This is a genomic window from Micromonospora sp. NPDC047644 (assembly GCF_040704315.1).
In the GTDB taxonomy this organism is placed as follows: Bacteria; Actinomycetota; Actinomycetes; order Mycobacteriales; family Micromonosporaceae; genus Micromonospora.
The window spans coordinates 104373-121374 of the sequence record NZ_JBEYSY010000019.1 but is presented as its reverse complement, the minus strand read 5'-3'; the positions used below and the strand labels follow the sequence as shown (position 1 = coordinate 121374).

At 71.8% G+C, this 17002-nt stretch carries 13 protein-coding genes; 5 read left to right on the top strand and 8 right to left on the bottom strand.

What is annotated here, in order from left to right; all coding sequences use genetic code 11:
* Positions 1–5: 5 nt before the first annotated feature.
* The 6 genes from AB0877_RS27680 to AB0877_RS27655 all read right to left on the bottom strand — a co-directional run bounded on the left by AB0877_RS27680 (position 6) and on the right by AB0877_RS27655 (position 6739).
* Positions 6–944: an SDR family NAD(P)-dependent oxidoreductase gene (locus AB0877_RS27680; RefSeq protein WP_366612493.1), complete on the bottom strand. Its 939-nt coding sequence runs from the start codon at positions 942–944 to the stop codon at positions 6–8.
* A gap of 4 nt (positions 945–948) precedes the next feature.
* On the bottom strand, positions 949–2133 hold the full coding sequence (locus AB0877_RS27675; RefSeq protein ID WP_366612515.1) for a zinc-dependent alcohol dehydrogenase: 1185 nt from the start codon (positions 2131–2133) through the stop codon (positions 949–951).
* A 96-nt stretch (positions 2134–2229) separates the two neighbouring features.
* A complete protein-coding gene (locus AB0877_RS27670) occupies positions 2230–3171 on the bottom strand; it encodes a phosphotransferase (RefSeq protein ID WP_366612492.1) in 942 nt (313 codons plus the stop codon).
* A 136-nt stretch (positions 3172–3307) separates the two neighbouring features.
* Positions 3308–4072 carry a succinate dehydrogenase/fumarate reductase iron-sulfur subunit gene (locus AB0877_RS27665; protein ID WP_355423698.1) on the bottom strand — a complete coding sequence of 255 codons (765 nt, stop codon included), beginning with the start codon at positions 4070–4072 and terminating at the stop codon, positions 3308–3310.
* On the bottom strand, positions 4069–6006 hold the full coding sequence (locus tag AB0877_RS27660; protein ID WP_366612491.1) for a fumarate reductase/succinate dehydrogenase flavoprotein subunit: 1938 nt from the start codon (positions 6004–6006) through the stop codon (positions 4069–4071). Before AB0877_RS27660 ends, AB0877_RS27665 begins: the two co-directional genes overlap by 4 nt.
* 1 nt (position 6007) lies before the next feature.
* Entirely contained in the window at positions 6008–6739 is a 732-nt protein-coding gene (locus tag AB0877_RS27655; protein ID WP_366612490.1) for a succinate dehydrogenase cytochrome b subunit, read from the bottom strand.
* Positions 6740–6774: 35 nt separating this feature from the next.
* Between AB0877_RS27655 and AB0877_RS27650 the strand changes: the two genes are divergently transcribed.
* Positions 6775–7707 carry a LysR family transcriptional regulator gene (locus AB0877_RS27650; protein WP_366612489.1) on the top strand — a complete coding sequence of 311 codons (933 nt, stop codon included), beginning with the start codon at positions 6775–6777 and terminating at the stop codon, positions 7705–7707.
* Between the two features lie 75 nt (positions 7708–7782).
* On the opposite strand, the gene hrpA is transcribed toward AB0877_RS27650, so the two are convergent.
* Positions 7783–11847: an ATP-dependent RNA helicase HrpA gene (gene hrpA / locus AB0877_RS27645; RefSeq protein ID WP_366612488.1), complete on the bottom strand. Its 4065-nt coding sequence runs from the start codon at positions 11845–11847 to the stop codon at positions 7783–7785.
* Between the two features lie 150 nt (positions 11848–11997).
* Between hrpA and AB0877_RS27640 the strand changes: the two genes are divergently transcribed.
* On the top strand, positions 11998–12384 hold the full coding sequence (locus AB0877_RS27640; protein WP_366612487.1) for a cytidine deaminase: 387 nt from the start codon (positions 11998–12000) through the stop codon (positions 12382–12384).
* A gap of 10 nt (positions 12385–12394) precedes the next feature.
* Here the strand turns inward: AB0877_RS27640 and AB0877_RS27635 are convergent, their stop codons facing one another.
* Positions 12395–12754 (bottom strand): YciI family protein, encoded by a 360-nt coding sequence (locus AB0877_RS27635; RefSeq protein ID WP_366612486.1) that lies wholly within the window; start codon positions 12752–12754, stop codon positions 12395–12397.
* A gap of 118 nt (positions 12755–12872) precedes the next feature.
* On the opposite strand from AB0877_RS27635, the gene AB0877_RS27630 reads away from it, so the two are divergent.
* Genes AB0877_RS27630 through AB0877_RS27620 form a run of 3 tightly spaced genes read left to right on the top strand, consistent with a single transcriptional unit; the run spans position 12873 to position 16987 of the window.
* Positions 12873–14849: a multicopper oxidase domain-containing protein gene (locus AB0877_RS27630; protein ID WP_366612485.1), complete on the top strand. Its 1977-nt coding sequence runs from the start codon at positions 12873–12875 to the stop codon at positions 14847–14849.
* A gap of 60 nt (positions 14850–14909) precedes the next feature.
* A complete protein-coding gene (locus AB0877_RS27625) occupies positions 14910–15950 on the top strand; it encodes an iron ABC transporter permease (RefSeq protein WP_366612484.1) in 1041 nt (346 codons plus the stop codon).
* Complete coding sequence (locus AB0877_RS27620; RefSeq protein WP_366612483.1) at positions 15947–16987, top strand: iron ABC transporter permease; 1041 nt, start codon at positions 15947–15949, stop codon at positions 16985–16987. The genes AB0877_RS27625 and AB0877_RS27620 overlap by 4 nt, the downstream gene beginning before the upstream one ends.
* Positions 16988–17002 lie beyond the last annotated feature (15 nt).

Sequence of the window (17002 nt, the reverse complement as noted above, 5' to 3'; positions counted from 1 at the left end):
ACAGGTCAGCCGAACCGTCGGCGCAGCGCGGCGCCCACCGCGCCCACCGGCCCGGACACGAGTTGCCGCAGGTCGGGCAGGTGGCCGCCGCGTACCGCCTCGCCGGCCGGGTTCGCGGTGAAGACCGAGCCGTCGTTCGCGGCGACCGACCGTCCACTCAGGCCCGCCGCGCGCATCAACGGCCCAACCAACACGTCGTAGACCCCCGGCAGGACGATGAAGCCGGCCCGCATCAGCACGTTGAGTCGGCCCACCGACACCTCCCGGCGAGGTCGGTCCACACAGTGCACGATGGCCCGAGCCACCCGCTGCGGCCCGGCCACCGGCGGCGGAGGTCGCCCGATGCGGCCCAGGTAGTTGGCCGCCTGCTGGTACACCGGGGTGTCCACACTGCCCGGGTTGACCAGGCACAGCCGGATCTCCGGGCTGTCGCGCAACTCCTGCTGCACCGTCCGGGCCAGACCCTGCAACCCCCACTTGCTGGCCACGTACGCGCTCATGTACGGCGCGGTGATGTGCCCGAGCACCGAACCGGTGAGGATCACCGTGCCGGCCCCGGCGGCCCGGAAGTGCCGCAGCGCCACCCGCACCGAACCGGCCGCGCCGAGCAGGTCGGTCCGGACCACCTGGTCGAAGACCCGTTGCGGCAACTCGTCGAAGCGGCCATAGGCCATCACCGCCGCCGTGTGCACCCACACGTCGACACGACCGAAGCGGTCGATCGCGGCCTGCGCGAGCGCGTCCAGCGCGTCCGGCTCGGTCACGTCGGTCGGCACGGTCAGCACGTCGACGTCGGCGCACTCGGCGCGTACCTCGGCCAGGGTCGTGGCGGCGCGGGCGGCGAGGACCAGGCGGTCGCCGCGCTCGGCGAACGCCCGGGCCGTCGCCCGGCCGATGCCGCTGCTCGCGCCGACGATCACGACCACCCGGCTCACGGCACGCACGCGATCATGGTTCGAGGACGACCTTGATGCAGCCGTCCTCCTTCTTCTGGAACATCTCGTACGCCTGCGGCGCCCGGGCCAGCGGCACCCGGTGGGTACGCAGGTCCTCCACGCCCAGTGGGTCGTCGTCGCCGGAGAGCAGCGGCAGGATCTCGTCGGTCCACCGGCGCACGTGGCACTGCCCCATCCGCAGCTGGATGCCCCGGTCGAACATCTCCATCAGCGGCATCGGGTCCGCCTCGCCGCCGTACACCCCGGAGAGCGACACGGTGCCGCCGCGGCGTACCCCCTTGAGCGCGGCGTGCAGGACGGACAGCCGGTCCACGCCGGCCCGGTCGGTCATCGTCTGGGCCAGCTTGTCCGGCAGCAGGCCGACGGCGGTGTGGGCGAGCTTGCCCATCGGCGACCCGTGCGCCTCCATCCCGACCGCGTCGATCACCGCGTCCGGGCCCCGGCCGTCGACCAGGTCGATCAACGCGCCCGGCACGTCGGACAGTTGACTGACGTCGATCACCTCGATGCCGTGCCGGCGGGCCAGCTCCAGCCGCTCCGGCACGAGGTCCAGCCCGATCACCCGGCCCGCGCCGAGGTGACGGCCGATCCGCGCGCAGAACTGCCCGACCGGACCCAGACCGAAGACGGCCAGGGTGCCGCCCGGCGGGGTGTCGGCGTACTTCACCGCCTGCCAGGCGGTGGGCAGGATGTCGGACAGGTACAGGTAGCGCTCGTCGGCGCCGGTCTCCGGGATCTTGATCGGCCCGAAGTGGGCCTGCGGGACACGCAGGTACTCGGCCTGCCCGCCCGGCACCGAACCGTAGAGCGAGGTGTAGCCGAACAGGGCCGCGCCCTTGCCCTCGCTGGTGACCTGGGTGGTCTCGCACTGCGCGTAGAGCTGGCGCGAGCACATCCAGCAACTGCCGCAGGCGATGTTGAACGGCACCACCACCCGGTCGCCCGGCTTGAGCCCGGTCACCTCCGACCCGACCTCCTCGACGATGCCCATCGGCTCGTGGCCCAGGACGTCACCCGGCTTCAGGTACGGCCCGAGCACCTCGTACAGGTGCAGGTCGGAACCGCAGATCGCGGTCGAGGTGATCTTCACGATCGCGTCGGTCGGTTCCTCGATGCGAGGATCCGGGACCTCCTCGACCCGTACGTCCCGCTTGCCCTGCCAGGTGAGCGCCTTCATGTCCCTCATCCCCTTCACGCTGCCGTCTCGAAAGACTGCTACCCGCGCTCGGGCACTTGAACCGGCTGCGTGTCCCGCCCCCGTCTCGGACGGAGGTCAGACACGGTCCGGTACGCCATGCCGCACCCACCGCCGGACCTGCTCGGCGGCCTGGTCGGCGACGGCGTGCCCCACCGGGCGGGTCAGCAGATCGCTCAATGCGAACATGTCCAGGACCCGCCCCAGGTAGGTCCAGTTCCGCACCAGGGGCAGGTCTGCCGGCTGCTGTTCGACGAAGCCCGCCTGGAAGCCGCCCAGGAACCCGGCGGGATAGTCAGCGCCGAACCGGGCCATGTTCGCGGCATCACCGTACGGGCATCCGGAGTAACTGAACTCCCAGTCGAGCAGCGCATCCACCCGCCACCCGCCGCCCTCCCGGGAGACCAGGATGTTCTTCGGGTTGACGTCGGCATGCACCAGCCGGGTCTGGTGGTCGACGCTCTCCAATGCCGTCGCGTGCGCCGTGCACAACGTCACCCAGGCACGACGTGTCCCGCCGTCGAGTCGGCTGTCGGGAACCGCGGCCATGCACTCCTCGGCGACCTCCACCAGCTGCTGCGACCAGGGACGCTCCTCCTTGACGGTGAGATCCCCGTCCACGAAGAAACCCCGTCGGTCGAACCTCGCGCCAGCGACCCGCGCGACGACCCGTCCGACCTCGGCCCCCAGCTCACCCGCCTCCGGCCGCCCGAGATCACCCCTGGCGAGCACGTCACTGAGCACGACGCCGTCCACGTACTCGATGACCATGGCGGGTCGCACCCGCCCGTCTCCGGCGGGCAGGACCAACAGGACCTCCGGGACCGGCACGTACCGGCGGGCGACGTCCATGACCCCCGCCTCAACCGCCGGATCCGTTCCGCCGAACCGGGCGACGGCCCGACGGTCGGCAAGCGTGAGCAGGCGGGTCTCATGAGAGAAACCGCCCGCCAACACGGATGTCGACACGACCCTGCTGTCCAGGGCCGCGGCGATCTCCTCAACTGCCTCGATCTGCATCGGCCCAGTCAATCAAGGCACCACGACATCCGACCGGACCCCCGCCGGGGCAGCCACCGACGGCGAACCCCGCGAGGGCTGAACAGCAGACCGCCGCACCCCGAGAAGAGCCCGGGGTACGGCGGTCTGGCGCAGCTCAGGAGCCGGGTGTGTTGTTCGCTCCCTTGGCGGTGGCCGTGAGGTAGTCGCGGTTGAGCCGGCCGATGGTGTTCAGCGGGATGCCCTTCGGGCAGGCCGGGGTGCATTCGCCGGCGTTGGTGCAGCCGCCGAAGCCGGCCTCGTCGTGCGCGTCGACCATGCCGATCACCCGGGTGTACCGCTCCGGCTGGCCCTGCGGCAGCAGGGAGAGCTGGGTGAGCTTGGCGGCGGTGAAGAGCATGCCGGAGCCGTTCGGGCAGGCCGCGACGCAGGCGCCGCAGCCGATGCAGGCGGCCGACTCGAAGGCGGCGTCGGCGTTGGCCTTGGCGACCGGGGTGGAGTGGGCCTCGGGCGCGCTGCCGGTCGGCGCGGTGACGTAGCCACCAGCGGCGATGATCTTGTCGAAGGCGCTCCGGTTGACGACCAGGTCCTTGACCACCGGGAAGGCGCTGGCCCGCCACGGCTCGATGTCGATCGTCTCGCCGTCGGAGAACTGCCGCATGTGCAGCTGGCACGCCGTGGTGCCGCGCTGCGGTCCGTGGGCGTCACCGTTGATCATCAGGCCGCACATGCCGCAGATGCCCTCGCGGCAGTCGTGGTCGAACGCCACCGGGTCCTCGCCAGCGAGGATCAGCCGCTCGTTGAGCACGTCGAGCATCTCCAGGAACGACATGTCCGGGGACACGTCGTCGACCGGGTAGGTCACCATCCGACCCTTGTCCTCAGGGCCCTTCTGGCGCCAGATGCGCAGGGTCAGGTTCACTTGTAGCTCCGCTGCGTGGGGTGGACGTATTCGAACTTCAGGTCTTCCTTGTGCAGCACCGAGGGCTCGCCGTCGGCGGTGAACTCCCAGGCCGCCACGTACGCGAACTTCTCGTCGTCGCGCTGCGCCTCACCGTCGGGGGTCTGGTGCTCGGCCCGGAAGTGGCCGCCGCAGGACTCCTCGCGGTGCAGGGCGTCGATGCACATCAGCTCGGCCAGCTCGAAGAAGTCGGCCACCCGGCCGGCCTTCTCCAGCGACTGGTTGAGTTCCTCGCCGGTGCCGGACACCTTGACCCGCTGCCAGAACTGCTCGCGCAGGGCACGGATCTCGTCGATCGCCTTGCGCAGCCCGGCCTCGCTGCGCTCCATGCCGCAGTGTTCCCACATGATCTGGCCCAGCTCCCGGTGGAACGAGTCCACGGTCCGGTCGCCGTCGACAGCGAGCAGCCGCCGAATCCGGTCCTCGACGTCGGTGCGCGCCTCGATCGCCGCCGGGTGGGTGGCGTCGACCTTGTCCAGCCCGCCGGAGGCCAGGTAGTTGGCGATGGTGGTGGGCAGCACGAAGTAGCCGTCGGCGAGGCCCTGCATCAGCGCCGAGGCGCCGAGCCGGTTCGCGCCGTGGTCGGAGAAGTTGGCCTCGCCGATCACGAACAGGCCGGGGATGTTCGACTGGAGGTCGTAGTCGACCCAGAGGCCGCCCATCGTGTAGTGCACGGCGGGGTAGATCCGCATCGGCACCTCGTACGGGTCCTCGCCGGTGATTCGCTCGTACATCTCGAAGAGGTTGCCGTACTTGGCCTCGATGGCCTTGCGGCCCAGCCGGCCGATCGCGTCGGCGAAGTCGAGGTAGACGCCGAGCTTGGTCGGCCCGACCCCCCGCCCCTCGTCGCACACGTTCTTCGCGGCGCGGGAGGCGATGTCGCGGGGGACCAGGTTGCCGAAGGAGGGGTAGATCCGCTCGAGGTAGTAGTCCCGCTCGTCCTCCGGAATGTCCTTCGGGCTGCGGTCGTCACCCTTGGTCTTCGGCACCCAGACCCGGCCGTCGTTGCGCAGCGATTCGCTCATCAGGGTCAGCTTCGACTGGTGGTCGCCGGAGACCGGGATGCAGGTCGGGTGGATCTGCGTGTAGCACGGGTTGGCGAAGTACGCGCCCTTGCGGTGCGCGCGCCAGGTGGCGGTGACGTTGCAGCCCTTGGCGTTGGTGGAGAGGTAGAAGACGTTGCCGTAGCCGCCGGAGCCGAGCACCACGGCGTCGGCCATCTCGGTGCTGATCTCGCCGGTGACCATGTCCCGGACGACGATGCCGCGGGCCTTGCCGTCGACGAGGACCAGCTCCAGCATCTCGTGCCGGGTGTTCATCTCCACGTTGCCCAGGCCGATCTGCCGCTCCAGTGCCTGGTACGCGCCGAGCAGCAGCTGCTGGCCCGTCTGGCCCCGGGCGTAGAAGGTGCGCTGCACCTGGGCGCCACCGAAGGAGCGGGTGTCCAGCAGGCCGCCGTACTCGCGGGCGAACGGCACGCCCTGGGCCACGCACTGGTCGATGATGTTGACGGACACCTCGGCGAGCCGGTGCACGTTCGACTCCCGGGAGCGGAAGTCGCCGCCCTTGACGGTGTCGTAGAAGAGCCGGTGCACGGAGTCGCCGTCGTTGCGGTAGTTCTTCGCCGCGTTGATGCCGCCCTGGGCCGCGATGGAGTGCGCCCGGCGCGGGCTGTCCTGGTAGCAGTAGGACTTGACGTGGTAGCCCTGCTCGGCCAGGGTCGCGGCGGCGGAGCCGCCGGCCAGGCCGGTGCCGACCACGATCACCGTCATCTTGCGGCGGTTGGCGGGGTTGACCAGTTTGGCCTCGAAGCGCCGGGTCTCCCAACGCTTCTCGACCGGGCCGGCGGGTGCCTTGGTGTCGGCGATCGGGTCGCCCTCGGTGAAGAGTTCCATGTCAGGACACCAATCCGGTGAGTACGGCGAACGGGACCACCAGGTACCCGGCGCAGAGCAGCACGGCGAAGACCAGAGCCGCGGTACGCGCCCGGCGCTCGCCGCGCGGCGTCTGCTGGCCGAGGCTGCGGAACGCGCTGAACGCGCCGTGGCGCAGGTGGAAGCCCACCGTGACGATGGCGAGGGTGTAGAAGAGCGTGACGTACCAGCGCTCCGGGGCGAAGTCGGCGACGACGTTGCCGTACGGCTTGCTCTCGTCGCCGACCGGGTTCAGCGTGCCGGTGGTCAGGTCCAGCAGGTGGTAGATCACGAAGAGCAGGATGATCACTCCACCCCAGCGCATCGTGCGGGCCGCGTAGCTGCCGTTGACCTTCTTGCGGTGGGCGTACTTGACCGGGCGGGCGGCGCGGGCGCGCCGGGCCAGCACGGTGGCGGCCACGATGTGGGCGACGACCGCCACGACCAGTACGGTGCGCAGGATCCACAGGAACCAGACGCCGGGCAGCAGTGGCTTGCCGATGTCGCGCAGCCAGTGCGCGTAGTGGTCGAACGAGGTCTCCCCCGTGAACACCTTCAGGTTGCCGAGCATGTGGGCGATGAGGAACAGCGCCAGCAGGATGCCCGTCACCGCCATGACGGCCTTGAGACCGACGTTCGAGCGGATGGGCGACCGAGTCTTCGTGATTACCACAGGACCGACGCTAGGAGCACTTCGATCAGTCGTCCAATGCATCAAACTCGCAGTGTTGATAGCCGTAAGCTATGTAGATGCAGCTCCATCAGCTTCGGTACTTCGTCGCGGTGGCCGAAGTACGACATTTCACCCAAGCCGCCGATCTTGTCGGCATCACCCAGCCTTCTCTCAGTAAGCAAATTCACGCTCTGGAGGCCGACCTCGGAGCCCCGCTGTTCGAGCGGCTAAGGGGCAACATCGCCCTCACCGCGGCGGGTGAGGTGCTGCTGCCGTTGGCCACCCGGATCCTCGCCGACGTGGAGACCGCGACCCGGGAGGTCCAGGAATTGGTCGGGTTGCGTCGGGGCCGGGTCCGGCTCGGGGCCACCCCCAGCCTGGCGACCTCGCTCGCCCCGCCGGTGCTGCGCCGGTTCCGCGACGCGCACCCCACCGTCGACCTGCGCGTCGAGGAGGGAGGCTCGCAGGACCTGGTCCGCGACCTGCTCCGCGGCGACCTCGACCTGGCCCTCATCATCATGCCGGCACAGGGGGCCGACCCGGGGCTGCGGGTCGACCCGATTCTGCGGGAGAGCCTGGTGGTGGCCTCGGTGGGGGAGGTGCCCACCGCGTCGACGACCGGGGAGCTGCGCATCACCGACCTGCGGGACCAGCCGATGGTGATGTTCCGGGAGGGGTACGACCTGCGCGACGCGACCATCCAGGCGTGTCGGGAGGCGGGCTTCGAACCCACCTTCGCGGTGGACGGCGGCGAGATGGACGCGGTGCTCAGCTTCGTCGAGGCCGGACTCGGCATCGCTCTGGTGCCCGGCATCGTGTTGGCCCGCCGGCCGGGCGTGCGGATCACCCCGCTCGCCCCGCCCGGGGTGCGGCGGACCATCGCGGTGGCCCGCCGGCGCGACGTCGTCCCCACCCACGCCGGTCGGGAGCTTCGGCGCATCCTGCTCGACTACATCCAGTCGGCGATCAACCTCGGCGAGCTGCCCCCCGGCGTCGAGCCGCTGACCTGACCCGCCGGGGACCGCCGCCGCGAGGAGGCCGAACGGGGCCGCCGTCCCGAGCAGGTCGGTGGCCCCCGGCCCGGCTCAGCGGCCCTCGGCGTCGTCCATCGCCCGGTAGATCCGCTGCTCGGAGACGGGGTACGGGGTGCCCAGCGCCTGAGCGAAGACGTTCACCCGCAACTCCTCGATCATCCAGCGGATCTGCCGGACGGCCGACTCCTGGCGGCGGGCCGGCGACAGGTTGGCCAGCAGGTCGGCGTACTCCTTCTGCACCACGGCGATCCGGTCCTGCTGCTGGCGGTCGCGCTGCGGGTTGCCGCCGAGGCGCTCCAGCCGACGCTCGATGGCGGTGAGGTAGCGCAGCAGGTCGGGCAGGCGCGCGTACCCGGTTTCGGTGATGAAACCGGCGTGCACCAGCCCGGCGAGCTGGTTGCGGATGTCGGCCAGCGCCGCCACCACGGCGAGGTTGCGGGTCGCGCCGAGCCGCTGCTCGACGGCGTACGCGGCGGCGAGGACCTTGCGGACCCGGTCCATCACCTCGACCACCGTGTCGACCAGGTCGGCGCGGACCTTCTCGCGCAGGGCCGCGAAACCGTCGGCGTCCCAGGCCGGCCCGCCGGCCACACCGATCAGCCGGTCGATGGCGGCACCCGCCGCATCCTCGATCAACTCCTGGACGCCGCCGTGCGGGTTGCGGCTCAACGCCAGCTTCGCCTCGTTGTCCAGCCGCCCCTGCAGGAACCGCGCCGGGGACGGCACGGTGAGCCGCAGCAGCCGGCGGGTGCCGGCCCAGTGCGCCGCCTCCGCCTCGGCGGGGGAGTCGAACACCCTCACCCCGACCGTGGCGCCCTCGTCGACCAGCGCCGGGTACGCGGTGACCGCGTAACCCGCGCGGACCTGCTCGATGGTCCGGGGTAGCGTGCCGATGCTCCACTCGCGCAGCCCGGTGCGGGCCACCTCCGGCGCGGCGGCCGCCACCACCTGGCGTACCTCCTGGCGGAGTTGGCGTTGCAGGGCCGGCAGGTCCTTGCCCTCGGCGACCGGCTTCTCGTCGTCGCCGAGGACCCGGAACGTCACCCGCAGGTGCGCCGGGAGCTTGCCGGGCTCCCAGGCGTCGCGGGGCACTGTCACTCCGGTCATCCGGCGCAGTTGCCGGGTGAGCGCGTCCAGCAGCGACTCCTCGCCGGGAGTGATCGCCGCCAGGGCGGCCCGGGCGTAGTCCGGCACCGGGACGAAGTTGCGGCGGATCGCCTTGGGCAGCGAGCGCATCAGCGCGATGACCGTCTCCTCGCGCAGCCCCGGCACCTGCCAGTCGAAGGTCTCCGCCGGCACCTGGTTGAGCAGCGGCAGCGGGATGTCCACTGTCACGCCGTCGTCCGGTGTGCCCGGCTCGAACCGGTAGGTCAGCGGCAGGCTCACCCCGTGGGCCTGCCACTCGTCCGGGTAGTCGTCCTCGTCCACCCCCGGTCGGCCGTCGTTGATCAGCAGGTCGCGGGTGAAGGTGAGCAGGTCGGGTTGCTCGCGGCGGGTCTTCTTCCACCAGCTGTCGAAGTGCCGCCCGGAGGACACGTCGGCCGGGATCCGCTGGTCGTAGAAGCCGAAGATGGTCTCGTCGTCGACCAGGATGTCCCGGCGTCGGGCGCGGCTCTCCAACTCCTCGATCTCGGCCAGCAGCCGCTTGTTGTCCGCCCAGAACTGGTGGTGCGTCTGCCAGTCGCCCTCGACGAGGGCGTGCCGGATGAACAGCTCCCGGCTCAGCGTCGGGTCGATCCGCCCGAAGGTGACCTTTCGGGAGCTGACCAGCGGAACGCCGTACAGGGTGACCTTCTCGTAGGCCATCACCGCGGCCTGCTTCTTCTCCCAGTGCGGTTCGCTGTAGCTGCGCTTGACCAGGTGCTGCGCCAGCGGCTCGACCCACTCCGGCTCGACCCGACCGGCGATGCGCCCCCACAGCCGGGAGGTTTCCACCAACTCGGCGGCCATCACCCAACGCGGCGGCTTCTTGAACAACGCCGACCCGGGGAAGATCCCGAACTTCGCGCCTCGCGCCCCCAGGTACTCGTGCTTCTGGGCGTCCTTCAGGCCGATGTGCGACAACAGGCCGGGCAGCAGCGACTGGTGCACCTTCGGGGTGTCGATCTCCTCCGGCAGGTCCGAACCACCCCGGCGGCCCCGGCCGGCGTCCGCGTCGTCCGAGCTGTCGCGCGCCGGCCGCCCACCGCGCCGGTCGCCGTCGGCCGGGGTACGCAGCACCTGGCGCAGTTGGCTGACGATGTCCTGCCACTCGCGGATCCGCAGGTAGTTCAGGTACTCCGCCTTGCACATCCGGCGGAACGCGCTGGAGGACAGCTCCCGCTGCTGCTCGCGCAGGTAGCGCCACAGGTTGAGGTAGGCGACGAAGTCCGACTCCTTGTCGGCGAACCGGGCGTGCGCCTGATCCGCCTGGGCCTGCTTCTCCGCCGGCCGCTCCCGTGGGTCCTGGATGGAGAGCGCGGCGGCGATCACCAGCACCTCGGTGGCGCAGCCGTTGCGTTCGCCCTCGACCACCATCCGGGCCAGGCGTGGGTCGACCGGCAACTGGGCCAGCCGCCGGCCGAGCGCGGTGAGTCGCTTCGCCGGGTCGGCCTCGGTCGGGTTCAACGCGCCCAGCTCGTGCAGCAGGTTGACGCCGTCGGTGATGTTGCGCTTGTCCGGCGGGTCGATGAACGGGAACGCGGCGAGGTCGCCGAGCCCGATCGCGGTCATCTGGAGGATGACCGACGCCAGGTTGGTCCGCAGGATCTCCGGGTCGGTGAACTCGGGCCGGGAGGCGAAGTCCTGCTCGTCGTAGAGGCGGATGCAGATGCCGTCCGAGGTACGGCCGCACCGGCCCTTGCGCTGGTTGGCCGACGCCTGGGAGACCGGTTCGATCGGCAGCCGCTGCACCTTGAGCCGACTGGAGTAGCGGGAGATGCGGGCGGTGCCCGGGTCCACCACGTACTTGATGCCGGGCACTGTCAGCGAGGTCTCCGCGACGTTGGTGGCGAGCACCACCCGGCGCGAGGAGTGCGTGGCGAAGACCCGGTGCTGCTCGGCGGAGGAGAGCCGCGCGTACAACGGCAGGATCTCGGTGCCGAGCAGCGATCGCTTGGTCTGCACCAGCTTGCCCAGCGCGTCGGCGGTGTCCCGGATCTCCCGCTCGCCGCTGAGGAAGACCAGGATGTCGCCGGGGCCCTCGGCGGCCAACTCCTCGACGGCGTCGCCGATCGCCTGGATCTGGTCGCGGACGGTCTCCTCGTCGCCGTCGCCGTCCTCCTCACCCTCGGCGAGTTCGACGAGGGGCCGGTAGCGCACCTCCACCGGGTAGGTGCGCCCCGACACCTCGACCACCGGGGCGGGCACACCGTCGGGCTCGTCGGCGGTGGGTGGCCCGGCGAAGTGCCGGGCGAACCGGTCGGTCTCGATGGTCGCCGAGGTGATGATCACCTTGAGGTCGGGTCGTCGGGGCAACAGCTCCCGCAGGTACCCGAGGATGAAGTCGATGTTGAGGCTGCGCTCGTGTGCCTCGTCGATGATCAGCGTGTCGTACTGGCGCAGCATCCGGTCGGTCTGCAACTCGGCCAGCAGGATGCCGTCGGTCATCAGCTTCACCAGGCTGCGCTCGCTGACCTGGTCGGTGAAGCGCACCTTGTAGCCGACCACGTCGCCCAACTCGGTGCCCAGCTCGTCGGCGATCCGGTCGGCCACCGTCCGGGCGGCCAACCGCCGGGGCTGGGTGTGCCCGATCAGGCCGTGCACCCCGCGCCCCAACTCCAGGCAGATCTTGGGGATCTGGGTGGTCTTGCCGGAGCCGGTCTCGCCCGCCACGATCACCACCTGGTGATCGCGGATGGCAGCGGCGATGTCGTCCTTGCGCTCACTGACCGGCAGACCCACCGGGTACGTGATCACGGGCACCGCCGCCTGCCGGGCGGCGAGCCGCTGCTCGGCCCGGACCAGGTCGGCGGTGATCTCGGTCAGCGCCGCCTCCCGACGCTGCGGGTCGCGCAGCTTGCGGGCGCCGTCCAGTCGCCGCTGGAGCCGGCGCTGGTCGCGGAACATCAGAGGTGTGAGGCGGCGGTGCAGCTCGCGAACGGGGTCGGACGCGACGGAGGCGGTTGGATTCTGCATGTCGTGCCCAAGGATAGGCAGCCCGGCGGCGCAGCGCCCCTGGGTTACCGAGCGGCCGGCTTCCCGGTGGCTGCCTCCGGTCCCCTGACGCTCACGAGCGCGCCCTAGAGTTGGCGGCCGACGTCGAGCGTTGGGGGAGCCGTGCTGGAGATGCGTGACACCGACCGCGCCCTGGTGCAGGCCGCCACGGCGGTCTCCAAGCTGCGCTGCCGCAGCCAGCACCACACTGTCGCGTCGGCGGCCCGGACCGCGGACGGGCGGGTCTTCACCGGCGTGAACGTGCGGCACGCCACCGGAGGGGCCTGCGCCGAACTCGTCGTGATCGGCACGGCCGCCACCCAGGGCGTCACCGCGCTGGAGACGATCGTCACCGTCGCCGACCGTGGCCGCGAGGTGGTCGCGCCCTGTGACCGGTGCCGGCAGGTGCTGCGGGACTACTTCCCGGACCTGCGGGTGGTCGTCGGCCCGGTGGACGCCCCGCGGGTGGTCCCGATCGGGGAGTTGCCGGCGGAGACCGACAGCGGCTCGGCCGGCTGACCGGCCCGGGTCAGTCCCCGGAGGCCGCCTCCAGCATCGACTGCGGCACCGGCACGCTCTCGAACCGCAGGGTGCCCTCCGGAAGCAGCCACGACGTGACCCGCGCGACCAGGCGACCGGCCCGCACGGCGGGGTCGTTGGCGAACAGCGTGCGGGCCTCGTCCGGGGCGATGGACAGCACCACGAAGCCCCGCAGTTGATCGTCGTCGGGATGCAGGAACGGCCCGGCCGCGAGGACGAGGCCCTGCTGCACGAGCCCCGCCTGGTGGGCCAGGTGCGCGTCCCGCAGCCTGTCGATCGCGTCCTGCGGCAGCTCCGGCGGATCCGACGGTCGGGTCAGCAGGACGACCGTGTGCTGGTCGAATCGCATGCCCACACCCTATGACGCGAATGTCCCTCTTCTGGGTGTCATCCGCCATCTGTCCGTCCTGTGGTCGTCCGCGAATCTCATTCTCGTATCGGGGTTCGCAGCGATTGGGAGGTGCGGCATGGTCACCAGACGTCGGCTGCTCGCGGCTGGTGCCACCGGCGGCGCGGCGGCGCTGATCCCGATGGGCTGGGCGGTCTCGGGCCGGGCGCTCGCCGCGGTCGCGCCGCTGGACGCCCGGGACCTCCCGAAGTACGTCACGCCGCTGCGGATCCCCCCGGCCATGCCGACGGTGGTCGCCGATCCGGAGCGCGACACGTACGAGATCGCGGTGCGACAGTTCCGCCAGCAGATCCTGCCGCCGTCGTGGCCGCGTACCACGGTGTGGGGTTACGGCTCCACCGCCCACCCCGGCAGTTTCGGCTACCCGGCGCCCACCATCATGGCGCGGGTCGGCCGCCCGGTGCGCGTGACCTGGGTCAACCAGCTCGTCGACGACCGGGGCGACTACCTGCCGCACCTGCTGCCGGTGGACCCCACCCTGCACTGGGCCAACCCGGCCGGTGGCATCGAGCACCGGGACCACCACGGGCAGTGGGACGGCAGCCCGCGGGGCTATCGCGGCCCGGTGCCCCAGGTGGTGCATCTGCACGGTGCGCACAGCACGCAGGAGAGCGACGGACACTCCGAGGCGTGGTACCTGCCGGTGGCCCGTGACCTGCCGCCCGACTTCGCCGTGTCCGGCAGCGCGTACCGGGAGTTCCGGTCCCGGTTCGCCGATCGGTCCGGCCTGCGCTGGGCGCCCGGCTCGGCCACCTTCGAGTACGCGAACGACCAGCGGTCGTGCACCCTCTGGTACCACGATCACGCGCTCGGGCTCACCCGGGAGAACGTCTACGCCGGGCCGGCCGGGTTCTACCTGCTCGGTGGTGGGGACGAGCTGCCGCGGGGAGTGCTGCCCGGCCCGGCGCCGACCCGCGACGTTCCGCCGAACGCCTCGTACCACGACATTCCCCTGATGATCCAGGACCGCAGCTTCACCGCCGACGGTGAGCTGCGCTATCCGTCGAGGTACTCCGGCGGCGACGGGCCACCGACCTGGGTGCCCGGGTTCTCCGGCTCCACGATCGTCGTCAACGGCCGCACCTGGCCCTCGTTGACGGTCCAGCGTCGGCGCTACCGGTTCCGGCTGCTCAACGGCTGCAACAGCCGGTTCCTGCTGCTCAGCGTGGCCGCCCACGCCACCGCGCGGCCGGCCCGGCCGGTGCTGCCGGTCTGGCAGATCGGCAGCGACGGCGGTCTCCTGCCCGAGCCGGTGCCGCACGAGCGGGTGCCCCTCGGCCCGGCCCAGCGGGTCGACGCGATCGTCGACTTCACCGACGTGCCGGCCGGCACCGAGCTGTACCTGGTCAACGAGGGGCCGGACGGGATGTACGGCGGCGGTCGGCCCGGGGTGGACTTCGACCCCGCCGACCCGCACACCACCGGGCAGGTGCTGCGCTTCGTGGTCACCGACACAGCCGGCGCGGATACCAGCGTGCCACCGGAGCAGTTACGGCTGCCGGCACACCCGCGGCTCGGCCCGGCCCAGCGGGTACGCCGACTGTCGCTCAACGAGCGGATGTCCGGCGGGTCGATGATCATGCTGCTCGGCGTGCTCGACGAGCGCGGCCGGGGTCTGCCGTTGCGCTGGAGCGACCCGGTGACCGAGCAGCCGTTGCTCGGCGACACCGAGGTGTGGGAGGTGCGCAACTTCACCCGGCACGTGCACCCGGTCCACCTGCACCAGGTGCAGTTCGAGCTGCTCGGCCGGGGAGGCTCGGGGCGGTCCCTGCCGGGCCCCGGGGACCGGGGGTGGCTGGACACGGTGCTCGCGTACCCGTGGGAGGTGACCCGCATCAAGGCGCGCTTCGACCTGCCGGGTCGCTACGCGTGGCACTGCCACCTGCTGGAGCACGAGGACAACGAGATGATGCGACCGCTGAACGTCCTGCCGCGCGGTGGCGCGTCGGCCGGGGACGGCGGCTCAGGTGACGTCCCGGAGTCGCCACGGGGGGTGCCGGAGGTGTCGGATACGGCATCGACCGACGCCGGTTAGGCACCTTTTCGCAGGTCGGCTAAGGTTAGGCGAACCTAAGCCCGATCGTGCAGGAGATTCGTGACCGCCCTCGCCAGCCGGCCGACCCGTAGTCGGGCCAGCACCCGCACCGGGCGTCGGGTGACAGTCACCGTCGGGGCCGGGCTGGTGCTGCTGCTCACCGTGCTGGCCAGTTTCGCGCTCGGCAGCCGACAACTCGGCGTCGACCAGGTCTGGCACGCGCTCGTCGCCCCGGACGGCAGCGACGCCAGCACCATCGTCCGGGAGTTGCGGATGCCCCGGACCGCGCTCGGTCTCGCCGTCGGGCTCGCGCTCGCCGTTGCCGGGGTGCTGTTCCAGGCGCTCACCCGCAACCCCCTCGCCGAGCCGCGCATCCTGGGCATCAGCGCGGGCGCGTCGTTCGGGGTGGTGCTCGCGATCTCCGTCTTCGGCGTCGGCACGCTCGCCGGGTACGTCTGGTTCGGCATCGCCGGGGCCCTGATCGCCGGGCTGTTGGTCTTCGCCATCGCCACCCGCGCCCGCGAGGGCGCCAGCCCGGTCACCCTCGCGCTGGTCGGCGCGGCGCTCGACGCCAGCCTGGCCTCCGGGGTGTACGCGCTGCTCAGCATCGACGCCCGCACCTTCGAGGAGTACCGCTTCTGGGTGGTCGGCGGGCTGGCCGGACGGGACCTGTCGGTCGCCGCGCAGGTGCTGCCGTTCGTCCTCGTCGGATTGGTGCTCGCCGCCCTGGTGGCCCGGGGCCTGGACGCGCTGGCCCTCGGCGACGACGTGGCCCGTGGCCTCGGCCACCGGATCGGTCTGGTCCGCCTCGGCGGTGGTCTCGCCGCCGTGCTGCTGACCGGTGCCGCGGTGGCCGCCGCCGGACCTGTCGCGTTCGTCGGGCTGGCCGTGCCGCACCTGGCCCGCGCCCTGGTCGGCGCCGACCACCGCTGGACGCTCGCCGTCTCCGCCCTGCTCGGCCCGGCGCTGCTGCTGGCCGCCGACATCGCCGGTCGGCTGGTCGCTCCGCCCGGCGAAATCCCGGCCGGTATCGTCACCGCGCTGATCGGTGCGCCACTGCTGGCCGTGCTGGTCCGCCGCGCCCGGGTGGTGACAGCGTGACCACCGCCCAACTGCCCGGGCGGTCGCTGCTGCGGCTCGGCCCGGTCAGCCTGCTGATCCGCCGACGCGCGGTGCTGGTGGCCGCCGTGCTGACCGTGCTACTCCTGCTGGCCGTCGTGCTCAGCCTCTCGCTGGGCACCCCGTACGTCGCCCCGGCCGACGTGCTGCGTGCCCTCTCCGGCGCCGGCACCCCGTACGACCTCGTGGTCTTCGACCTGCGGCTGCCCCGGGTCGTGCTGGCGGCCGCGGCCGGCGCCGCCTTCGGCGTGGCCGGCACGCTGATCCAGAGCGTGGCCCGCAACCCACTCGCTAGCCCGGACGTCATCGGCATCACCCAGGGCGCCGGCCTCGCCGCGACCGTGGCCCTGACCAGCGGGATGGCCGCGGTGCTGGTGGCGCCCACCGCGCTGGTGGGCGGGTTGCTCGCGGCGGTGCTGCTGTTCGCCCTCGGCGCCCGGCACGGGCTGGCCGCGCAACGGTTCGTGCTCGCCGGGGTGGCTGTCGCGTTCGGGTTCCGGGCGCTCACCGAGGTGGTCATGCTCACCGCCGACCCGATCGACGGGCTGCGCGCGCAGATCTGGCTGATCGGCACCCTGGCGGGCAAGGGCTGGACCGAGGCCGCCTGGATCGCCGGCACCCTGCTGGTGCTGCTGCCGGTGCTGGCCTGGGCCGGCTGGTCGCTGAACAGCACCGCCCTGGACGACGACACCGCCCGGGGAGTCGGGCTGCGTCCGGTGGCCCGCCGGGTCGGCCTCGCCGGCACCGGCGTGCTCGTCGCCGCGATGGTCACCGCCCAGGTCGGCGCCGTCGACTTCGTGGCGCTGGTCGCCCCGCAGGTGGCCCGTCGGCTGGTACGCGCCGAACGCCCACCGCTGGTCTGCGCGGCGCTGCTCGGTGCCCTCCTGCTGGTGCTGGCCGACCTGGCCGGTCGGCGCCTGTTCGCACCCACCCAGCTACCCGCCGGTGTGCTGACCGCCGCGATCGGCGGCCCGTACCTGATCTTCCTGCTGCTGCGCGGCCGGCGGCGGTCGTCGTGACGCCTCAAGGAGTCG

Coding starts and splice junctions, on each gene's coding strand:
- AB0877_RS27630 (WP_366612485.1), top strand. CDS start 12,873: ATGGTCACCAGACGTCGGCTGCTCGCGGCTGGTGCCACCGGCGGCGCG.
- hrpA (WP_366612488.1), bottom strand. CDS start 11,847: ATGCAGAATCCAACCGCCTCCGTCGCGTCCGACCCCGTTCGCGAGCTG.
- AB0877_RS27640 (WP_366612487.1), top strand. CDS start 11,998: ATGCGTGACACCGACCGCGCCCTGGTGCAGGCCGCCACGGCGGTCTCC.
- AB0877_RS27675 (WP_366612515.1), bottom strand. CDS start 2,133: ATGAAGGCGCTCACCTGGCAGGGCAAGCGGGACGTACGGGTCGAGGAG.
- AB0877_RS27670 (WP_366612492.1), bottom strand. CDS start 3,171: ATGCAGATCGAGGCAGTTGAGGAGATCGCCGCGGCCCTGGACAGCAGG.
- AB0877_RS27650 (WP_366612489.1), top strand. CDS start 6,775: ATGCAGCTCCATCAGCTTCGGTACTTCGTCGCGGTGGCCGAAGTACGA.
- AB0877_RS27660 (WP_366612491.1), bottom strand. CDS start 6,006: ATGGAACTCTTCACCGAGGGCGACCCGATCGCCGACACCAAGGCACCC.
- AB0877_RS27635 (WP_366612486.1), bottom strand. CDS start 12,754: ATGCGATTCGACCAGCACACGGTCGTCCTGCTGACCCGACCGTCGGAT.
- AB0877_RS27655 (WP_366612490.1), bottom strand. CDS start 6,739: ATGCATTGGACGACTGATCGAAGTGCTCCTAGCGTCGGTCCTGTGGTA.